The following is a 17,930-nucleotide window of genomic DNA, read 5'->3' as shown; positions in this document are numbered from 1 at the left end:
AGACTTCCATCCGCACCGGTCGAGCGAAGGGGGTGCGAGATGGGCCTCTCCGAGCACGAGCAGCGTCTGCTCGATGAGATGGAGCGCAATCTCTACAAGCACGAGGCAGACATCGTGAACACGTCGAGCGGTCCTCGCACCGTCGACTACACGAAGGTCGCCATCGGCGTGCTCGGCATCGCCGTGGGCCTCGTGCTCATCGTGGTCGGCGTGCTCATGAAGCTCGCGATCATCGGCATCGCCGGCTTCGGCGTCGCGGTCGTCGGAGCGCTCTGGGCGCTCTCGGCCTCGAAGCCCGCCACCGGCGACGACGCCGTGGGCCGCGGGCGTCCGGGCGAGGGTCCGGCCGCCGCCAAGCAGGGACCCGGCCTCATGGACCGGCTCGCCCAGGAGTGGGACGACCGGAACACCAGGGGCTAGTCCCTCCACATACCTCCACGACGGGGCCAGCGCGATGAGCGCTGGCCCCTTTCGCGTGCCAGCACGCGCGTGGGGCTGCCGACGCGCCCGATCGGCCGTCGAAGCCCTCCACCGACGCAGCGCAGGAAACGCTTGGGAAGTGCGGCGATTCGGGGAATGAAACACGGGCTTAGTGGCGGCAAGTGGAGTAGAGTGGAGGATGTCGGCAGACGTCGGCGCATCTCGCAGGCCGGACGAGAGGGGGCGATGTGTTCCTCGGCACCCACACGCCCAAGCTCGACGACAAGGGCCGCGTCATCCTCCCCGCCCGCTTCCGCCAGGAGCTCGAGGGCGGCCTCGTGCTCACGCGCGGCCAGGAGCGCTGCATCTACGTCTTCTCGATGCGCGAGTTCGAGCACGTGCACGAGCAGATCCGCCAGGCGCCGCTCACGTCGTCCGGTGCCCGCGACTTCCTCCGCCTCTTCCTGTCGGGCGCGTCGAGCGAGCAGCCCGACAGCCAGCACCGCATCACCATCCCCGCGAACCTTCGCGACTACGCGGGCCTCGGCCGCGACCTGACGGTCATCGGCGCGGGCACCCGCGCCGAGATCTGGGACACCGCGGCCTGGAACGAGTACTACGCGGCCAAGGAGGCCGACTTCGCCTCGACGACCGAGGAGGTGATCCCCGGCATCTTCTGACCCGGCTCGTGACTCCCAGCTGTCCGCCGCGCCGCACCTTCCCCGGTGGCGCGTCGAACGGATGGGGATCAGGGGCCGGGACGGGAGCAGGGCACGACATGGACGCAGCCGATCTCCACACCCCGGTCATGCTCGAGCGCACGCTTGAGCTGCTCGCCCCCGCGATCGAGGCCGCCGCCGCGGCCGGCCGCACCCCGGTCGTCGTCGACGGCACGCTTGGCATGGGCGGCCACACCGAGGCGATGCTCGCCGCGCACCCGACGCTCGTCGTCGCCGGCATCGACCGCGACCCCGACGCCATCCGGCTCGCGGGCGCACGCCTCGCGCGCTTCGGCGACCGCTTCCGCCCGGTGCAGGCGACCTACGACCGCATCGACCTCGCGACGCGCGCCGCCGGCGTGCGCGCCGCCGACGGCATCCTGCTCGACCTCGGCGTCTCGAGCCTGCAGCTCGACGCCGCCGACCGCGGCTTCGCCTACGCGAAGGACGCGCCGCTCGACATGCGCATGGGGCAGGACGGCGACGTCACGGCCGCCACGATCCTCGCCGAGCGCGGGGCGCGCGACCTCGCGCGCCTCTTCCGCGAGTACGGCGACGAGAAGCTCGCCGACCGCTACGCCAGGGCGATCGTCGCGGCGCGCGACACCGCGCCCATCGAGACCTCGAAGCAGCTCGTCGACATCCTGCAGGCGGCGACGCCGCGCGCGCTGTCGAACCAGGGCCACCCCGCGAAGCGCGTGTTCCAGGCGCTGCGCATCGAGGTCAACCAGGAGCTCGCGATCCTCGAGCGCACGATGCCCGCCGCGATCGGTGCGCTCGGGCAGGGCGGCCGGCTCGTCGTGCTGGCGTACCAGTCGCTCGAGGACCGCATCGTGAAGCGCGCGCTGCAGGCCGCCGCATCCTCCACCGCACCCCTCGACCTGCCGGCCGAGCTGCCCGAGCACGCACCGCAGCTGCGGCTGCTCGTCAAGGGCGCAGAGCTCGCCGACGAGGCCGAGCGCGCCGCCAACCCCCGATCCGCGCCCGTCCGGCTCCGAGCCGCCGAGCGCATCCGACTCGCATCGACCACCGAGGAGCTGTCATGAGCACCGCCGCCGTGCAGAGCCACGCCGCCATCGACCTGCGCCCCCTGCCGACCGCCGAGCGGCCGGAGCGCGAGCGCCACCTGCGGGCGCTGCCCGCGATCGCGCCGCGTCGCGCGCCGCGCCTCGTGCACGGCATCGTCGGGCTCGTGGGCCTCGCCGGCATCATCGTCGCGCAGCTCGGCCTCTCGGTCGTCATCAGCGAGGGTGCCTACCAGCTGAGCGCGCTGCAGGGCGAGTCGACCGCGCTCGCCCGCACCGAGCAGACGCTCGCCGAGGAGATCGCGGTGCTGTCGTCGCCGCAGCACGTCGCGGTCGCCGCCGACGAGCTCGGCATGCTCGCCGGCCAGCCCTCGCAGTTCCTCACGCTCGGCGGCGCCGTGACCGCGGGCGGACCGGACGCGCTCCACATGCAGGTGCCCGCGGTCGACCAGTTCGGCATGCACGTGCCCAACGCGCTGCTCGCGGAGGCGCCGCAGGCTGCGGCGACCGTGCAGCAGGTGCAGGCCGCCGCGGTGCGCCCGCACCCGGGCATGCTCCTCCCCGCGGGCGTGAGCGCCGCCGCGGCGCCGGCCGCCGCCGAGGCGGCCGACCAGCCCGCGCCCGGCACGCTCCTCCCGACCACCACGGGGGAGTGAGGGCGTGGCGGCCCGCCTGGAGGCCGCCGGGCCGCTAGCGTGCGGTGACTCGACCGAGGCTCGCCGATGCGAGCGATTGAAGCGGAGGTGCCCTTGGCCGTGAAGCGGAACCGCAGCCGGAACCGGGTGCGGACGATGCTCGTCGCCGCGCTGACGTTCGCGCTGCTCGCGACGTTCGTCGTGCGGCTCGCCGACATCCAGCTCGTGCGCGCCGAGGCGCTCAACGCCGAGGCGGATGGCCGACGGGGCGTCTCGCAGACGATCTTCGGCACCCGCGGACCGATCGTCGATGCCGCGGGCACCGTGCTGGCCGAGAGCGTCGACCGCTGGGACCTGACGATCTCGCCGCAGTACACGCGCGACCTCGTGCCCGAGGTGGACGGCGTCGACGCGACCGTGACCGGCGGCGAGGCGCTCGAGCGCATCGCCGCCATCACCGGCGACGACCCGCTCGACCTGCAGGCGATGATCCTCGCCGAGCTCGAGCGCAACCCGGAGTCCGACTACCTGCTGCTCGCGAGCGGCCTCACCGCGACGCAGTACGAGGCGGTGCGCGACCTGAACCTGCCGTACGTCTACCTGCGGCTCAACCCGCAGCGGGTCTACCCCGCGGGCTCCGTCGGCGGCAACCTCGTCGGCTTCATGGGCCAGAGCGAGCCGCTCGCCGGCATCGAGCGCAGCGAGGACGCCTGCCTCGACGCGCAGGACGGCAGCCGCACCTTCGACCGCGGTGCCGACGGCACGCCCATCCCGGGCTCGATGCTCACCGACCCGGCCGTGGACGGCGGCACGGTGCAGCTCACGATCGACGCCGACGTGCAGTACCAGGCGCAGCAGCTCACCGAGCAGTACACCGCGCAGCTGCGCGCCCGCAGCGGCACCACGATCATCATGCGCACCGACGGCACGATCGCCGCCGTCGCCGAGTCGTCGACGGTCGACCCCAACGACCCGACCGCGACCGACCAGCGCGACCGCGGCTCGCGCGCGTTCACCGCCGCCTACGAGCCCGGCTCGATCTTCAAGACCTTCTCGTTCGCCGCGATGGTCGACCTCGGGCTCGTCGAGCCGAGCGACCAGCTGAGCGTGCCGTGGACCTACACCGAGCCGGGCGTGCGCGTGCGCGACGCCCACTCGCACGAGGTCAAGCAGTGGACGGCCGCCGGCATCCTCGTGAACTCGTCGAACTCGGGCATGGTGCGCCTCGCCGAGGACATGGACCGCGCCGACTACTTCGACTACCTCGACCGCTTCGGCTTCGGCGAGCAGTCGGCCGTCGGCTTCGCGGGCGAGCAGGCGGTGCCGCTGCGCGACGCGTCGGCGCTCGACCCGCAGACCCGGCTCAACGTGCTCTTCGGGCAGGGCATCGCCGCCACGCCCATCCAGCTCGCCTCCGCCTACCAGGCGCTCGCGAACGGCGGCGAGCACCTCCCCGCCCGCCTGATCGCGAGCTGCACGGCCGCCGACGGCACCGTGACGTCGCCCGAGACGGGCGACGGGGAGCGCGTCGTGAGCGCGTCGTCCGCGCGCCAGACGCTCGAGGTGCTCGAGCACGTCGTCACCGACTACGGCTACGAGACGTTCCCGATCGAGGGCTATCGGATCGCCGCGAAGACCGGCACCGCGCAGATGGCCTACGAGGACGGCTCGGGCTACGACCCGGCGCGGATGATGATCTCCGTCGCCGGCGTGTTCCCGGTCGACGACCCGCAGTTCGTGGTGCTGACGCTCTTCGACAGCCCCCAGACCATCCGCACCAGCGGCGGGGCGATCCCGGCCTTCCACGATATGGTGAACCTCTTGATCCGCCACTACGACATCCCCCCGAGCACCACCCCGGCATCCGATGTGCCGCTCGAGTGGCCGGCGGAGGAGCAGCCTTGACCGGCGAGACGGCGGCGGGCGTGACAGCACTGAGGAGAGGATGTCCGTGGCGGGCGTGACCCCGAGGATCCTGCGTCCGGAGCATCCCGCTCCGCGGCCCATCGCCGGGCTCGTCGACGAGTTCGACCTGCAGGTCGACGCCGACCTCGACGGCGTCGAGGTCACGGGCATCACGATCGACTCCTCCGACGTGCAGCCGGGCGACATCTTCGCGGCGCTGCCGGGCGCGCACCGGCACGGTGCCGAGTTCGCGGCCACGGCGCTCGAGCGGGGCGCCGTCGCCGTCGTCACCGACCCGGCCGGCGCCGCGATGCTCGAGACCGACGTGCCCGTCATCGTCGTCGACGAGCCGCGCGCGGCCCTCGGCGAGATCGCCGCGTGGGTCTACCGCACCGACGAGCAGCCGCCGAAGCTCTTCGGCATCACCGGCACGAACGGCAAGACCTCGACGGCGTTCATGCTCGAGGGCCTGCTCGCCGACCTCGGCTTCGTCACCGGCCTCTCGACCACCGCGGAGCGGCACGTCGGCGACCTCGTCGTCACGTCGAAGCTCACGACGCCCGAGGCGAGCGAGCTGCACGCGCTGCTCGCGCGCATGCGCGAGGCGGGCGTCCGCGCCGCCGTGCTCGAGGTGAGCGCCCAGGCGCTCGAACGCCACCGCATCGACGGCGTCGTGTTCGACGTCGTGGCCTTCACGAACCTCAGCCACGACCACCTCGACGACTACGGCTCGATGGACGCCTACTTCGACGTGAAGCTCGACCTCTTCACGCCCGACCGCGCCGAGCGCGGCGTCGTGTGCGTCGACACCGACTGGGGCGTCAAGGTCGCCGAGCGCAGCCGCATCCCCGTCACGACCGTGACGAGCGACCCGGACCGCAGCGCCGACTGGCACGTCGACATCTGGGAGGAGACGGCCGTCTCCACCTCGTTCACCCTCACCGGCATCGACGGCGGCGCGATCGAGGTGCAGATCCCGTTCATCGGCCGCCACATGGCCGTCGACGCGGCGATCGCGATCCTCATGCTCGTCGAGGACGGGTTCGAGATCGAGGGCGTCGCCGAGGTGATCGACCGCGGCATGCGCGCGACGCTGCCCGGCCGCATCGAGCGCGTCTCGGGCGACGAGGGCCCGTCGGTCTTCGTCGACTACGGCCACAGCCCCGACGCGTTCGCGCAGACGCTCCAGGCGCTCCGCCGCGTCACCGAGGGAAGGCTCGTCATGCTGTTCGGCGCCGACGGCGACCGCGACACGACGAAGCGGGCCGAGATGGGGCGCATCGCCGCCGAGCTCGCCGACGCCGTCGTCGTCACCGACTTCAACCCGCGCACGGAGGACGCCGCGAGCATCCGCGCCCAGGTGCTCGAGGGCGCGCGCGCCGCAGCCGGCGACAAGCCGGTCATCGAGTCGTCGCCCGAGGAGGACGCCATCCGCGCCGCGCTCGCGCTCGTCGGTCCCGGCGACACCGTGCTGTGGGCCGGCCCCGGCGACGCGGACTACCGCGACGTCGCCGGCCGCCGCGAGCCGTTCGTCGCGCGCGACGAGGCGCGGCTCGCGCTCCACGAGGCGGGCTGGAACTGATGCTGACGATGCGCGCGAGCGAGATCGCGGCTGCCGTCGGCGGCACGCTGCACGGCGACGACGTCGCGGTGACCGGCTCGGTCGAGACGGACTCCCGGCTCGTCGCCGACGGCGCGGTGTTCTTCGCGATGCCGGGCGAGGTCACCGACGGGCACCGCTTCATCGACGCGGCGATCGCCGCGGGCGCCGCGCTCGTGGTCGCGGAGCGGCCGCTCGAGCAGGACGTGCCGCACGTGGTCGTGCCCGACGGCGTCGTGGCGCTCGGCGCGCTCGCCGCCGAGGTCATCCGACGCGTGCGCGCGGCCGGGGAGCTCACGGTGATCGGCATCACCGGCTCGAACGGCAAGACCACGACGAAGAACATGCTGCAGGCGATCCTCGAGCAGCACGGGCCGACGGTGAGCCCCGTGAAGTCGTTCAACAACGAGGTCGGCGCGCCCATGACGATGCTCCGCATCGACGAGGCGACCCGGTACCTCGTGCTCGAGATGGGTGCGAGCGTCGAGGGCGACATCGCGCGCCTGACCGCGATGGCGCACCCGGACCTGGGCGTCGTGCTCAAGGTCGGGCTCGCGCACGCCGGCGAGTTCGGCGGTGTCGAGGCGACCACGCGCGCGAAGACCGAGATGGTGCGTGACCTCGGGCCGGAGCACGTGGCCGTGCTCAACCGCGACGACGAGCGCGTCGCGGGCATGGCCGCATCGACGCGAGCGCGCATCGCGTGGTTCGGGACCGACGCGGGCAGCGACGACGAGCCGACCGCGCTGTGGGCGAGCGGCATCGACTCGACCCTCGAGGGCACGATCGCGACCATCCATCGCGGTGACGAGATCTGGCCGCTGCGCATGCGCATCCTCGGCGAGCACCACGTGATGAACGCGCTCGCCGCGCTCACGGTCGCCGACGCGCTCGGGCTCGACCTCGGGCGGGCCGTGGAGGCGCTCGGCACGCTCGAGCGCGCGGAGCGCGGTCGCATGGAGCTGCTGGAGCCGGGCGGCGGCATCACGGTGATCAACGACGCCTACAACGCGAGCCCCGACTCGACGGCGGCGGCGCTGCGCTCGCTCGCGCACATGACGCGCCAGGCCGGGCGCCGCTCGATCGCGGTGCTGGGCGAGATGGCGGAGCTCGGCCCGCACGCGGTCGAGGAGCACGACCGGCTCGGTCGCCTCGCCGTGCGCGTGCGCATCGACCGCCTCGTCGTCGTCGGCGCCGGCGCGAAGGCCATCCACGACGCGGCGGAGCTCGAGTCGTCGTACGGCCAGGAGACCACCTGGGTCGAGACCGCCGACGAGGCGGAGGCGCTGCTGCGCCGCGAGCTCGTCGACGGCGACGTCGTGCTGTTCAAGTCGTCGAACGTGTCGGGCCTGCAGCCCCTCGCCGACCGGATCGGTGGCCGCTGATGCTCGTGCTGCTCGCGTCCGCGGGGATCGCGCTGCTCGTGTCGCTGCTCGCGACGCCGCTGTTCATCCGCGGCTTCGCCCGCATCGGCTGGGGCCAGTTCATCCGCGACGACGGCCCGCAGTCGCACCACGTCAAGCGCGGCACGCCCACGATGGGCGGCCTCATCTTCATCGTGGCGACGCTCGTCGGCTACTTCGGCGGCAAGCTGCTGGGGCAGGACCCGCCCACGCTGCCGGCGCTGCTCGTGCTGCTGCTCATCGTCGGGATGGGCGCCGTCGGCTTCGTCGACGACTACCTGAAGATCTCGAACCAGCGATCCCTCGGCCTCGGCGGCTGGGCGAAGGTCGCCGGGCAGCTCATCGTCTCGGTCGTGTTCTCGGTGCTCGTGCTCACGATCCCCGCGGGATCGACGGGCATGCCGCTCGCCGACCCGGTGATCTCGGGCGTGCGCGACATCCCGTGGCTCGACCTCGCGCCGCTCGGCGCGCTCGGCATCATCCTGTTCGTCCTCTGGATCACCGTCATCAACGTCTCCGCGGCGAACGCCGTGAACGTCACGGACGGCCTCGACGGGCTCGCGACCGGCTCGATGATCCTGTCGATGGTGGGCTACGTGTTCATCGCGTTCTGGCAGTTCAACCAGTCGTGCCTCAGCCAGCTCCCGCCCGGCGACGCCGCCCGCTGCTACGACGTGGCGCAGCCGCTCGACATCGCCACGCTCGCCGCGACGGTCATGGGCGCGCTCATCGGGTTCCTCTGGTGGAACACGAGCCCCGCGCAGATCTTCATGGGCGACGTCGGCTCGCTCGCGCTCGGCGGCGCGCTCGCCGGCTTCGCCGTGATGACCGACACGCAGCTGCTGCTCATCGTGATCGCCGGCCTGCCCATCATCGTGACCGGGTCGGTGATCGTGCAGCGCGCCTACTTCAAGGCGACCGGCGGCAAGCGCGTGTTCCTCATGACGCCCCTGCACCACCACTTCGAGCTCAAGGGCTGGGCCGAGGTCACCATCGTGGTGCGCTTCTGGATCATCACCGGGCTCTTCGTCGCCGCGGCCGTCGGCGCGTTCTACTTCGAGTGGACGGTGCACCCGCGATGACCCGCGTCGACGACCTCGCCTCCTGGCACCACGACTGGTCGGGGCTGCGCGTCGCCGTGCTCGGCCTCGGCGTGACCGGCTTCGCGGCCGTCGACACCCTCGCCGAGCTGGGCGCCGCCGTCACCGCGGTCGCCGAGCGCGTCGACGACGAGCGCCGCACGATCCTCGGCGTGCTCGACGTGCCGATCGTCGACGCCGGCCGCGACGAGGTGCCCGACGCCCTCGCCGACGCGGAGCTCGTGGTCGCGTCGCCTGGGCTGCGCCCCGACCACCCGTGGCTCGTCGCCGCGGCCGACCGCGGCATCCCGGTGTGGGGCGACATCGAGCTCGCCTGGCGCGTGCGCGACAAGGTGCGCGCGGCCGAGTGGATCCTCATCACCGGCACGAACGGCAAGACCACCACGACCCAGCTCACCGCGCACATGCTGCGCGCGGCAGGGCTCCGGGTCGCGCCGGTCGGCAACATCGGCACCCCCGTGCTCGACGCCGTCCGCGACCCGCAGGGCTTCGACGTGCTCGTGGTCGAGCTCTCGAGCTTCCAGCTGCACGCGATGGCCGACGACGGGCCCGGCGCGCTCTGGCCGCACTCCGCCGCGTGCCTCAACATCGACGACGACCACATCGACTGGCACGGCTCCGCGGCCGCCTACCGCGCCGCGAAGGCCAAGGTCTACCACAACGCTCGTATCGCGGCCGTCTACGGCATCGACGACCCGGCGACGCAGCACATGGTCGAGGAGGCCGAGGTCGTGGAGGGCTGCCGCGCGATCGGCTTCGGCCTCGGCGTGCCCGGGCCGAGCGACCTCGGGCTCGTCGACGGCATCCTCGTCGACCGCGCCTTCCTCGACGACCGGCACCGCCAGGCGCTCGAGCTCGGCAGCCTCGACGACCTCGAGCCCGGCGGCCTGCGGTCGCCGCACATGACGCGCAACGTGCTCGCCGCTGCGGCGCTCGCCCGCGCGTTCGGCGCCGAGCCCGCGCACGTGCGCGACGCCATCCGCTCGTTCCGCCTCGACCGCCACCGCACCGAGCTCATCGCCGACGTCGACGGCGTGCGCTGGGTCGACGACTCGAAGGCGACGAACCCGCACGCGGCGGAGGGCTCGCTGAGCGCCTTCGAGCGGGTCGTGTGGATCGTCGGCGGGCTCTTCAAGGGCGCCGACGTCGCGCCGCTCGTCGAGCGGCACGCCCGCCGCATCGTGGCAGCCGTCGCGATCGGTGTCGAGCGCGGCCCCGTGCGCGAGGCGTTCGCGCGACACGCGCCGGGCATCCCGCTCGTGGAGGTCGAGACGGCGGACACTGGAGCCGTGATGCGGCTGGCCGTCGAGGCCGCCGCAGCGCACGCCGCGCCCGGCGTCACGGTCCTGCTGGCGCCGGCGGCCGCATCCATGGACCAGTTCGAGGACTACGCAGCCCGAGGCGACCGCTTCGCCGAGGCCGTGCGAGCACAGCGAGATCGAACCGAGCGAGATCGAGAAGGGGGAGCCCATGGTGACGACGACGGCTCCCGCCTCGACCACTGACGGCGGCCGCGCCGAGCGGATGGGCAGGCGCGCGCTCGTGCGCGTGCGGTCGATGTTCGGCGCCCCGACCCTCAACGCGGCGCTGCTGCTCGGCACGACGATGTTCCTCGTCGCCTTCGGGCTGATCATGGTGCTCTCGTCGTCGTCGGTCGAGAGCTACGTCGCGAACGCCTCCTTCTTCACCGACTTCGCGAAGCAGGGCGCCTTCGCGGCGATCGGCATCGTGCTCATGCTGCTCGCCGCGCGGATGCCGGCCACGATCTGGCAGCGCCTCGCGTGGATCGGCGTCGGGCTCGGCATCGCGCTGCAGATGCTCGTCTTCACGCCGCTCGGCTTCGGCGCGAACGGCAACCGCAACTGGATCGGCATCGGCGGCTTCTCGCTGCAGCCGTCGGAGTTCGTGAAGGTCGCGCTCTGCGTGTGGCTCGCGATGATCATGACCCGCAAGCAGAAGCGCATCGACAGCTTCTGGCAGGCGTGGATCCCCGCGGCCCCGGTGGCCGGGCTCTCGATCGGGCTCGTGCTGCTCGGCAGCGACCTCGGCACCGTCGTCATCATGGTGATGCTGTCGCTCGGGGCGCTCTGGTTCGCGGGCGTCAAGTGGTGGCACCTGCTGCTGCCCATCGCGGGCCTCGTGCTGCTCGCCGTGCCCGTCGTGCTCTCGAGCCCCTCGCGCGTGCGCCGCATCTCGGCCTTCGTGCAGGGCTGCACCGACGCCGACTACTACTCCGGATGCTGGCAGCAGCTGCACGGCACCTGGGCGCTCTCCGCGGGCGGCCTCTTCGGGGTCGGGCTCGGCAACTCGCGCGCGAAGTGGTCGTGGCTGCCCGAGGCCGACAACGACTACATCTTCGCGATCATCGGCGAGGAGCTGGGGCTCCTCGGCGCGGCCGTCGTGCTCGCGCTGTTCGCGCTGCTCGCCTGGACGATGCTGCGCATCGTGCGGCAGGCGACGCTGCAGATGACGCGCGTCGTCACGGGCGCCGCGACGGTCTGGCTCATCGGCCAGGCGATCGTGAACATCGGCGTCGTGCTGGGCCTGCTCCCGGTGCTCGGCGTGCCGCTGCCCTTCATCTCGTCCGGCGGCTCGCAGCTCATCGCCGCGCTCCTCATCATCGGCATCGTGCTCTCGCTCGAGCGGGTCGACAACCCCCGCTACCGCGGCGAGCTCCCGGCGAGGGGCTGACGTGCGCGTCCTGCTCGCCGGCGGAGGCACCGCCGGCCACGTCAACCCGCTGCTCGCGACCGCGCAGCGGCTGCGCGAGCGGCATCCCGACGCCGAGCTCGTCGTGCTGGGCACTCGAGAGGGGCTCGAGCGCGAGCTCGTCCCGCGCGCCGGGCTCGAGCTCGTGACGATCGAGAAGCTGCCCTTCCCGCGTCGGCCCGACCTCGCCGCGCTGCGCTTCCCCGCGCGCTGGCGGCGCGCCGTCCGCGACGTGCGGGCGCTCATCCGCGAGCGTCGGATCGACGTCGTCGTCGGCTTCGGCGGCTACGCGTCCGCGCCCGCCTACCGCGCCGCGCGGCTCGAGCGCGTGCCGATCGTCATCCACGAGGCGAACGCGAAGCCGGGCATGGCCAACCTGCTCGGCGCGCGCTGGACCGACTTCGTCGGCCTCTCGTACCGGTCGACCAGGCTGGAGGGCGAGCTCGTCGGCATGCCGCTGCGCCCCGAGATCACCGGCCTCGACCGGGCGGGCCTCCACGACGACGCGTGCGTCGAGCTGGGCCTCGACCCCGCGCGGCCGACGCTGCTCGTCACCGGCGGCTCGCAGGGCGCGCGCTCGATCAACCGCGCGATCGTCGCCGCCGCGCCCGACATCGTCGACGCAGGCTGGCAGGTGCTGCACCTCTCCGGTGGGCGGCAGACCGACTTCGAGCCCGCCCGGGTGCCGCACTACGTCGCGATCGAGTACCTCGACCGCATGCACCTCGCGCTCGCCGCCGCCGACCTCGTCGTCTGCCGCGCCGGCAGCCTCACGGTGTCGGAGCTCATGGCCGTCGGCCTCCCCGCGGTCTACGTGCCGCTGCCGTACGGCAACGGCGAGCAGGGGATGAACGCGGCCGATCAGGTTTCCGCTGGTGGCGCACTGCTCGTCGCCGACGCCGAGTTCACGGCAGAATGGGTGCGCGCACGGCTCGTGCCGCTGCTGCGGGACGCAGATGCCATCGCCACGATGGCCACCGCGAGCGCGGGAGCCGGCGCGACGGACGGCAGCGACCGGATGAGCGACCTCATCGAACGGGCCGCAGCCACGAGGAGGCAGTCGTGATCGAACCGGACCTCACCCAGCCGATCCCGGAGACGATCGAGCGGGTGCACTTTATCGGCATCGGCGGCTCGGGCATGTCGGGCATCGCGCACATGATGCTCGACGCCGGCATCGCCGTCTCGGGCTCGGACCGCTCGGGCTCCGCCACCGTCGACCGGCTCGTCGAGCGCGGCGCGTCCGTGGGCATCGGCCACGACGCCGCGCACCTGCCCGCCGAGGTCGACGCCGTCGTCGTCACGAGCGCGCTGTGGCCCGACAACCCCGAGCTCGTCGCCGCGCGCGAGCGCGGCGTGCCCGTGCTGCACCGCTCGCAGGCGCTCCACGTGCTCGCGCGCGGCAAGCGCGTCATCGCCGTCGCGGGAGCCCACGGCAAGACGACCACGACCGGGATGCTCGTCGTCGGTCTGCACGGGCTCGGCATCGACGCGGGCTTCGTGAACGGCGGCGTCATCGGCGGCCTCGACGCCTCGAGCGGCCACGGCACCTCCGACGCGTTCGTGCTCGAGGCCGACGAGTCCGACGGCTCGTTCCTGCTCTACGACGTCGCGGTCGCGCTCATCACGAACATCGACACCGACCACCTCGACCACTACGGCACGCCGGAGGCGTTCGACGCCGCGTTCGCCGAGTTCGCCGACCGCGCGAGCGAGGCGGTCGTCATCTCGGCGGACGACCCCGGCGCGCAGCGCGTGCGCGCGCTCATGCGCCACGAGCGCGTCATCACCTTCGGCGAGGCCGAGGGCGCCGACGTGCGGATCGTCGACATCCGCGTGGGCGACGTCGCGTCCTGCACCGTCGAGATCGCGGGGGAGCGCTTCGAGCTCGAGGCGGGCGTCCCCGGCAGGCACAACGCCGTGAACGCCGCCGGTGCGCTCGCGACGCTCGTCGCCATGGGCGTCGCGCCGGTCGACGGCGCCAGGGCGCTCGCGGCCTTCCGCGGCACCGGCCGCCGCTTCGAGCTGCACGGCGAGCGGCGTGGCGTGCGCGTCTTCGACGACTACGCGCACCACCCCGCCGAGGTCGACGCCGCGCTCACCGCGGCCCGCACCGTCATCGGCGACGGCCGCATCATCGCGATCCACCAGCCGCACCTCTACTCGCGCACCCGAGACATGGCGGGCGACTTCGCCGCCGTCTACGAGCGGGTCGCCGACCACACGGTCGTGCTCGACGTCTACGGCGCGCGCGAGGACCCCATCCCCGGCGTCACCGGCGCGCTCGTCGCGGAGCGCTTCGAGGACCCGAGCGACGTCGACTTCCTGCCCGACTGGCAGCAGGCCGCCGAGCGGGCCGCGGCGATCGCGCGCGAGGGCGACATCATCGTCACGCTCTCGTGCGGCGACGTCTACCGGATCATCCCGCAGGTGCTGTCGGCGCTCGAGGTGGGCGACGGCGCGTGAGGCGTCCTGACGGGTTCGACCGGCTCGACGAGCCGGCCGAGCAGGCGGAGCCGGGCGCGTCGCCGCGCGGCCCGGTCGTGGATCCCGTCGAGGTGCCCACCGAGGACGCGGAGCCGCCGCAGCGACGCTGGGCGCTGAGCGCCTACGCCGACCTCGACGACGAGCCGGTCGTCGAGCCCGCGGCCGAGCCCGTGCCCGAGCGCGGCTCGCACGCCCAGCGCGTCGACCGCGCGTGGCGCGCCGCGCAGAAGGCGCAGCGCGCCGACGAGCGCGAGGAGGCCCGCGAGGCCCGGCGTGCCGCCGCGCAGGCGCGGCGCGCGCGCATCCGCAGCGAGCGGGCGGAGGTGCGGCGCTTCACCGCCGGCCGTCGCCGCCAGCTGCGCACGGCGCTGCTGAGCGTCGGCGGGCTCGTGCTCGCACTGCTGCTCCTCGTCGGGCTCGTGTGGTCGCCGCTGATGTCGGTGCGCGACGTGCGCGTCGAGGGCGCCGAGCGGCTGGACCCGGCTGCCGTGCAGGCGGCGCTCGCCGACAGCGTCGGCGAGCCGATCGCGACCGTCACCGAGGCGGGCGTCGCGGAGCGGCTGCAGGCCATCCCGCAGGTGGAGTCGTTCCGGCTCGAGGTCGTGCCGCCGTCGACGGTCATCGTCCACATCGTCGAGCGCCGGCCGGTCGCGATCGTGCCCGGCGACGGGGGCGAGGCCGTGATCGACGCCGCAGGCGTGGTGCTCGGGGGCGTGGCCGCCGACACCGGGTCGCTGCCGCGGCTCGTCGGCATCGAGCCGGCGAGCGAGGAGTTCGACGCCGTCGCGAGCGTGCTCGTGTCGGTGCCGACCGAGGTGCTCTCGGCCACGCAGACGATCGAGGCGGGCTCGCCGTCGGACATCCGCCTGACCCTCGCGAGCGGGCAGGTCGTGCAGTGGGGCGGCGCGGACGAGAGCCGGCTCAAGGCCGACGTCGTCGCCGCGCTCCTCGCGACGCAGGACCCCGCGGTCGCGCGCGTGCTCGACGTGCGCGCGCCCGAGCACCCGGTCGTGCGCGGCTCCTGAGCCCGCCCGAACCTGACGATTCTTTTTCTTGCGAGATCGCGTCGCGACACACCGAGTCGCTCCCGAGCGCACGCCGCCCCCGCCCGTAGCGTCGTCCTCGTCAACATGAAGTGAGGAATTCTCTAAACTTCAACTAGAGGTTGAGACTTCGATCGAGGGGCCGGAACCGTGACTTCCAACAACAACTACCTCGCCGTCATCAAGGTGGTCGGCGTGGGCGGCGGCGGCGTGAACGCCGTGAACCGCATGATCGATCTCGGCCTGCGAGGCGTCGAGTTCATCGCCATCAACACCGACGCGCAGGCGCTGCTGCTCAGCGACGCCGACGTCAAGCTCGACGTGGGCCGCGAGCTCACCAAGGGCCTGGGCGCGGGCGCCGACCCCGAGGTCGGCCGCCGCGCAGCAGAGGACCACGCGGAGGAGATCGAGGAGGCGCTCGCGGGCGCCGACATGGTCTTCGTCACCGCGGGCGAGGGCGGCGGCACCGGCACCGGTGGCGCACCCGTCGTGGCGCGCATCGCCAAGAGCCTCGGTGCGCTCACCGTCGGCGTCGTGACGAAGCCGTTCTCGTTCGAGGGCAACCGTCGCCGGCAGCAGGCGGAGACCGGCGTCGAGGCGCTCAAGAACGAGGTCGACACGCTCATCGTCGTGCCGAACGACCGCCTGCTCGAGATCAGCGACATGGGCATCTCGATGGTCGAGGCCTTCGAGACCGCCGACCAGGTGCTGCTCGCGGGCGTCCAGGGCATCACCGACCTCATCACCACGCCGGGCCTCATCAACGTCGACTTCGCCGACGTGAAGAGCGTCATGCAGGGTGCGGGCAGCGCCCTCATGGGCATCGGCTCGTCGCGCGGCGCCGACCGCGCCATCAAGGCTGCGGAGCTCGCGGTCGCGAGCCCGCTGCTCGAGGCGAAGATCGACGGCGCGCACGGCGTGCTGCTGTCGATCCAGGCCGGCAGCAACCTCGGCATCCACGAGACCTACGACGCGGCGAAGCTCGTGCAGGAGGCCGTGCACCCCGAGGCGAACATCATCTTCGGCACGGTCATCGACGACACGCTCGGCGACGAGGTCCGGGTGACGGTCATCGCCGCCGGCTTCGACGGCCCTGGCCCGGTGGCGAAGGAGGACGACTCCGTCATCCGCACCGCCGCCCGCACCGAGATGGGGCTGCGCCCCGCGAGCTCGAGCACGCCCGCGGCCGAGCCCGAGCGCCGGGTCGTCCCGACGCCCCCGGTCGCCGACCACCTCACCGGTCCGGTGCAGCCGCTCACGCAGGTGGACGAGGAGGAGGACGAGTTCCTCCCCGACTTCCTCCGCTGACGTGACCGACGCCCCCGCCGCGCGCCTGGCCGCGTTCCTCGAGCAGTTCGAGGACGCGCGCCGGGCGCGCGGCGTCACGCTGATCGTGGTGACGAAGCGGCATCCCGCCGCGCTCGTCCGCGAGCTCGCCGAGGCGGGGCACCGCGACTTCGGCGAGAGCAGGCACCCCGAGTCGCGCGACAAGGCCGAGGAGCTCGCCGATCTCGGGCTCACGTGGCACTTCGTCGGCCAGCTCCAGCGCAACAAGGCGCGGCAGGTCGCGCGCTACGCCGACGTGCTGCACTCGATCGACTCGACCGAGCTCGTCGAGGTGCTCGAGGGCGGCGACGAGCGGCCGCAGCGCGACGCGCTCGTGCAGATCAACCTCACCGACGATCCCGGTCGCGGCGGCGTCGCGCCGGCCGACCTCGACGCGCTCGCCGAGCGCGTCGCCGCCTCGCCGGCGCTGCGCCTGCGCGGCGTCATGGCGGTCGCGCCGCTCGGCGAGGACCCGGGCAGGGCCTTCGAGCGCCTCGCCCGCCACGCGGAGCGCGTGCGCACCATCGACCCCGATGCGCAGTGGATCTCGGCAGGCATGAGCGCCGACTGGCGCGAGGCGCTCGAGCACGGCGCGACACACCTGCGGATCGGCACCGCAATCACCGGAAACCGTCCGGCCGACGGATAGCGTGAATCCAGCCACGAGGAGGACCCATGAGCAACGCACTGAAGAAGGCGGCGATCTACTTCGGCTTCGCCGAGGAGGACGAGCTGACCCAGGAGGTCCGCCCTGTTGAGCGGACCGAGGAGCAGGACCGGCACGACCGTGCCCCGCAGCCGCGGGAGCGGGTGGAGGAGCCGCGTCGCGCGCCCGTCACCAAGCTCCGCCCGGCGCAGAAGGTGAGCGACATGAGCGAGATCCTGACGGTGCACCCGCGCCAGTACAAGGATGCCAAGGCGATCGCGGAGGCGTTCCGCGACGGGACCCCCGTGATCATCAACCTGTCGCAGATGACCGACGGCGACGCCCGTCGGCTGATCGACTTCTCCGCGGGCCTCACGCAGGGGCTCGAGGGACGCATCGAGCGCGTCACGACGAAGGTGTACCTGCTGACGCCCGAGCACATCGCCGTCTCCGGCGGCCGCTCGGTCGACGAGGACACCGACTCGGCCGTCTTCGCGCACTGACGGGTGCCCTTCGTCTCGATCCTCGCGTGGATCGTCTACACCGCCGCGAACCTCGCGCTCTACATCCTCTGGGCGCGCATCATCCTCGACCTGGTGCGGCAGCTGCGGCGCGACTGGAAGCCCTCGGGCTTCTGGCTCGTGCTGTCGGTGTGGCTCCTCCGCGTGACCGACCCGCCGCTGCGCCTCGTGCGCCGCGTCGTGCGGCCCGTGCGCGTCGGCGGGGTCATGCTCGACCTCGCCATGCTCGTGCTCATGCTCGCGCTGATCATCCTCATCGCGATCGTCAACCCCTTCCGCTTCGCCTGACGCCGGGGTGGATCGGGCCCTCGGGCTAGGATCGTCACCACGCCGTCCGCGACGGGTACAGTGAATCTGCGCTGCAGGCCCGATCGGGGCCGCAGCCGAGCAA

General features: G+C 72.9%; 17 protein-coding genes. All 17 read left to right on the top strand.

Going from position 1 to position 17,930, the window contains the following annotated elements; all coding sequences use genetic code 11:
- Positions 1-39: 39 nt before the first annotated feature.
- Positions 40-420 carry a DUF3040 domain-containing protein gene (locus ABIB37_RS13940; RefSeq protein WP_354261350.1) on the top strand — a complete coding sequence of 127 codons (381 nt, stop codon included), beginning with the start codon at positions 40-42 and terminating at the stop codon, positions 418-420.
- A gap of 248 nt (positions 421-668) precedes the next feature.
- Positions 669-1,100, top strand: a complete 432-nt coding sequence (mraZ, locus tag ABIB37_RS13935) for a division/cell wall cluster transcriptional repressor MraZ (RefSeq protein WP_354261348.1) — start codon at positions 669-671, stop codon at positions 1,098-1,100.
- Between the two features lie 98 nt (positions 1,101-1,198).
- Positions 1,199-2,185 (top strand): 16S rRNA (cytosine(1402)-N(4))-methyltransferase RsmH, encoded by a 987-nt coding sequence (rsmH, locus tag ABIB37_RS13930; RefSeq protein ID WP_354261346.1) that lies wholly within the window; start codon positions 1,199-1,201, stop codon positions 2,183-2,185.
- On the top strand, positions 2,182-2,820 hold the full coding sequence (gene ftsL, locus ABIB37_RS13925) for a cell division protein FtsL (RefSeq protein ID WP_354261344.1): 639 nt from the start codon (positions 2,182-2,184) through the stop codon (positions 2,818-2,820). The genes rsmH and ftsL overlap by 4 nt, the downstream gene beginning before the upstream one ends.
- Before the next feature lie 99 nt (positions 2,821-2,919).
- The gene (locus ABIB37_RS13920) at positions 2,920-4,704 is read left to right on the top strand and encodes a peptidoglycan D,D-transpeptidase FtsI family protein (RefSeq protein ID WP_354261636.1); all 1,785 of its coding nucleotides are present in this window, start codon (positions 2,920-2,922) and stop codon (positions 4,702-4,704) included.
- Between the two features lie 46 nt (positions 4,705-4,750).
- Complete coding sequence (locus ABIB37_RS13915; protein WP_354261342.1) at positions 4,751-6,286, top strand: Mur ligase family protein; 1,536 nt, start codon at positions 4,751-4,753, stop codon at positions 6,284-6,286.
- Positions 6,286-7,689, top strand: coding sequence for a UDP-N-acetylmuramoyl-tripeptide--D-alanyl-D-alanine ligase (locus ABIB37_RS13910; RefSeq protein ID WP_354261340.1), 1,404 nt, complete (start codon positions 6,286-6,288; stop codon positions 7,687-7,689). Before ABIB37_RS13915 ends, ABIB37_RS13910 begins: the two co-directional genes overlap by 1 nt.
- Complete coding sequence (gene mraY, locus ABIB37_RS13905) at positions 7,689-8,789, top strand: phospho-N-acetylmuramoyl-pentapeptide-transferase (protein WP_123697629.1); 1,101 nt, start codon at positions 7,689-7,691, stop codon at positions 8,787-8,789. The genes ABIB37_RS13910 and mraY overlap by 1 nt, the downstream gene beginning before the upstream one ends.
- Complete coding sequence (gene murD / locus ABIB37_RS13900; RefSeq protein ID WP_354261338.1) at positions 8,786-10,312, top strand: UDP-N-acetylmuramoyl-L-alanine--D-glutamate ligase; 1,527 nt, start codon at positions 8,786-8,788, stop codon at positions 10,310-10,312. The genes mraY and murD overlap by 4 nt, the downstream gene beginning before the upstream one ends.
- Positions 10,278-11,498, top strand: a complete 1,221-nt coding sequence (gene ftsW / locus ABIB37_RS13895; RefSeq protein ID WP_354261336.1) for a putative lipid II flippase FtsW — start codon at positions 10,278-10,280, stop codon at positions 11,496-11,498. Before murD ends, ftsW begins: the two co-directional genes overlap by 35 nt.
- 1 nt (position 11,499) lies before the next feature.
- Complete coding sequence (locus ABIB37_RS13890) at positions 11,500-12,582, top strand: UDP-N-acetylglucosamine--N-acetylmuramyl-(pentapeptide) pyrophosphoryl-undecaprenol N-acetylglucosamine transferase (RefSeq protein WP_354261334.1); 1,083 nt, start codon at positions 11,500-11,502, stop codon at positions 12,580-12,582.
- Positions 12,579-13,982: a UDP-N-acetylmuramate--L-alanine ligase gene (murC, locus tag ABIB37_RS13885; RefSeq protein ID WP_354261332.1), complete on the top strand. Its 1,404-nt coding sequence runs from the start codon at positions 12,579-12,581 to the stop codon at positions 13,980-13,982. Before ABIB37_RS13890 ends, murC begins: the two co-directional genes overlap by 4 nt.
- On the top strand, positions 13,979-15,028 hold the full coding sequence (locus ABIB37_RS13880) for a cell division protein FtsQ/DivIB (RefSeq protein ID WP_354261331.1): 1,050 nt from the start codon (positions 13,979-13,981) through the stop codon (positions 15,026-15,028). Before murC ends, ABIB37_RS13880 begins: the two co-directional genes overlap by 4 nt.
- 168 nt (positions 15,029-15,196) lie before the next feature.
- Positions 15,197-16,354 carry a cell division protein FtsZ gene (gene ftsZ, locus ABIB37_RS13875; protein WP_245989851.1) on the top strand — a complete coding sequence of 386 codons (1,158 nt, stop codon included), beginning with the start codon at positions 15,197-15,199 and terminating at the stop codon, positions 16,352-16,354.
- Between the two features lies 1 nt (position 16,355).
- Positions 16,356-17,021, top strand: coding sequence for a YggS family pyridoxal phosphate-dependent enzyme (locus ABIB37_RS13870; RefSeq protein WP_502914056.1), 666 nt, complete (start codon positions 16,356-16,358; stop codon positions 17,019-17,021).
- A gap of 26 nt (positions 17,022-17,047) precedes the next feature.
- Positions 17,048-17,521 carry a cell division protein SepF gene (locus tag ABIB37_RS13865; RefSeq protein WP_123697635.1) on the top strand — a complete coding sequence of 158 codons (474 nt, stop codon included), beginning with the start codon at positions 17,048-17,050 and terminating at the stop codon, positions 17,519-17,521.
- A 3-nt stretch (positions 17,522-17,524) separates the two neighbouring features.
- On the top strand, positions 17,525-17,827 hold the full coding sequence (locus ABIB37_RS13860) for a YggT family protein (RefSeq protein ID WP_211333853.1): 303 nt from the start codon (positions 17,525-17,527) through the stop codon (positions 17,825-17,827).
- The last annotated feature ends 103 nt before the right edge of the window (positions 17,828-17,930 follow it).

This window comes from Agrococcus sp. UYP10 (assembly GCF_040547205.1).
GTDB classification, from domain to species: Bacteria; Actinomycetota; Actinomycetes; order Actinomycetales; family Microbacteriaceae; genus Agrococcus; species Agrococcus jenensis.
The sequence above is the reverse complement of the archived record's forward strand: the minus strand, read 5'-3'. Positions and strand labels throughout refer to the sequence as shown.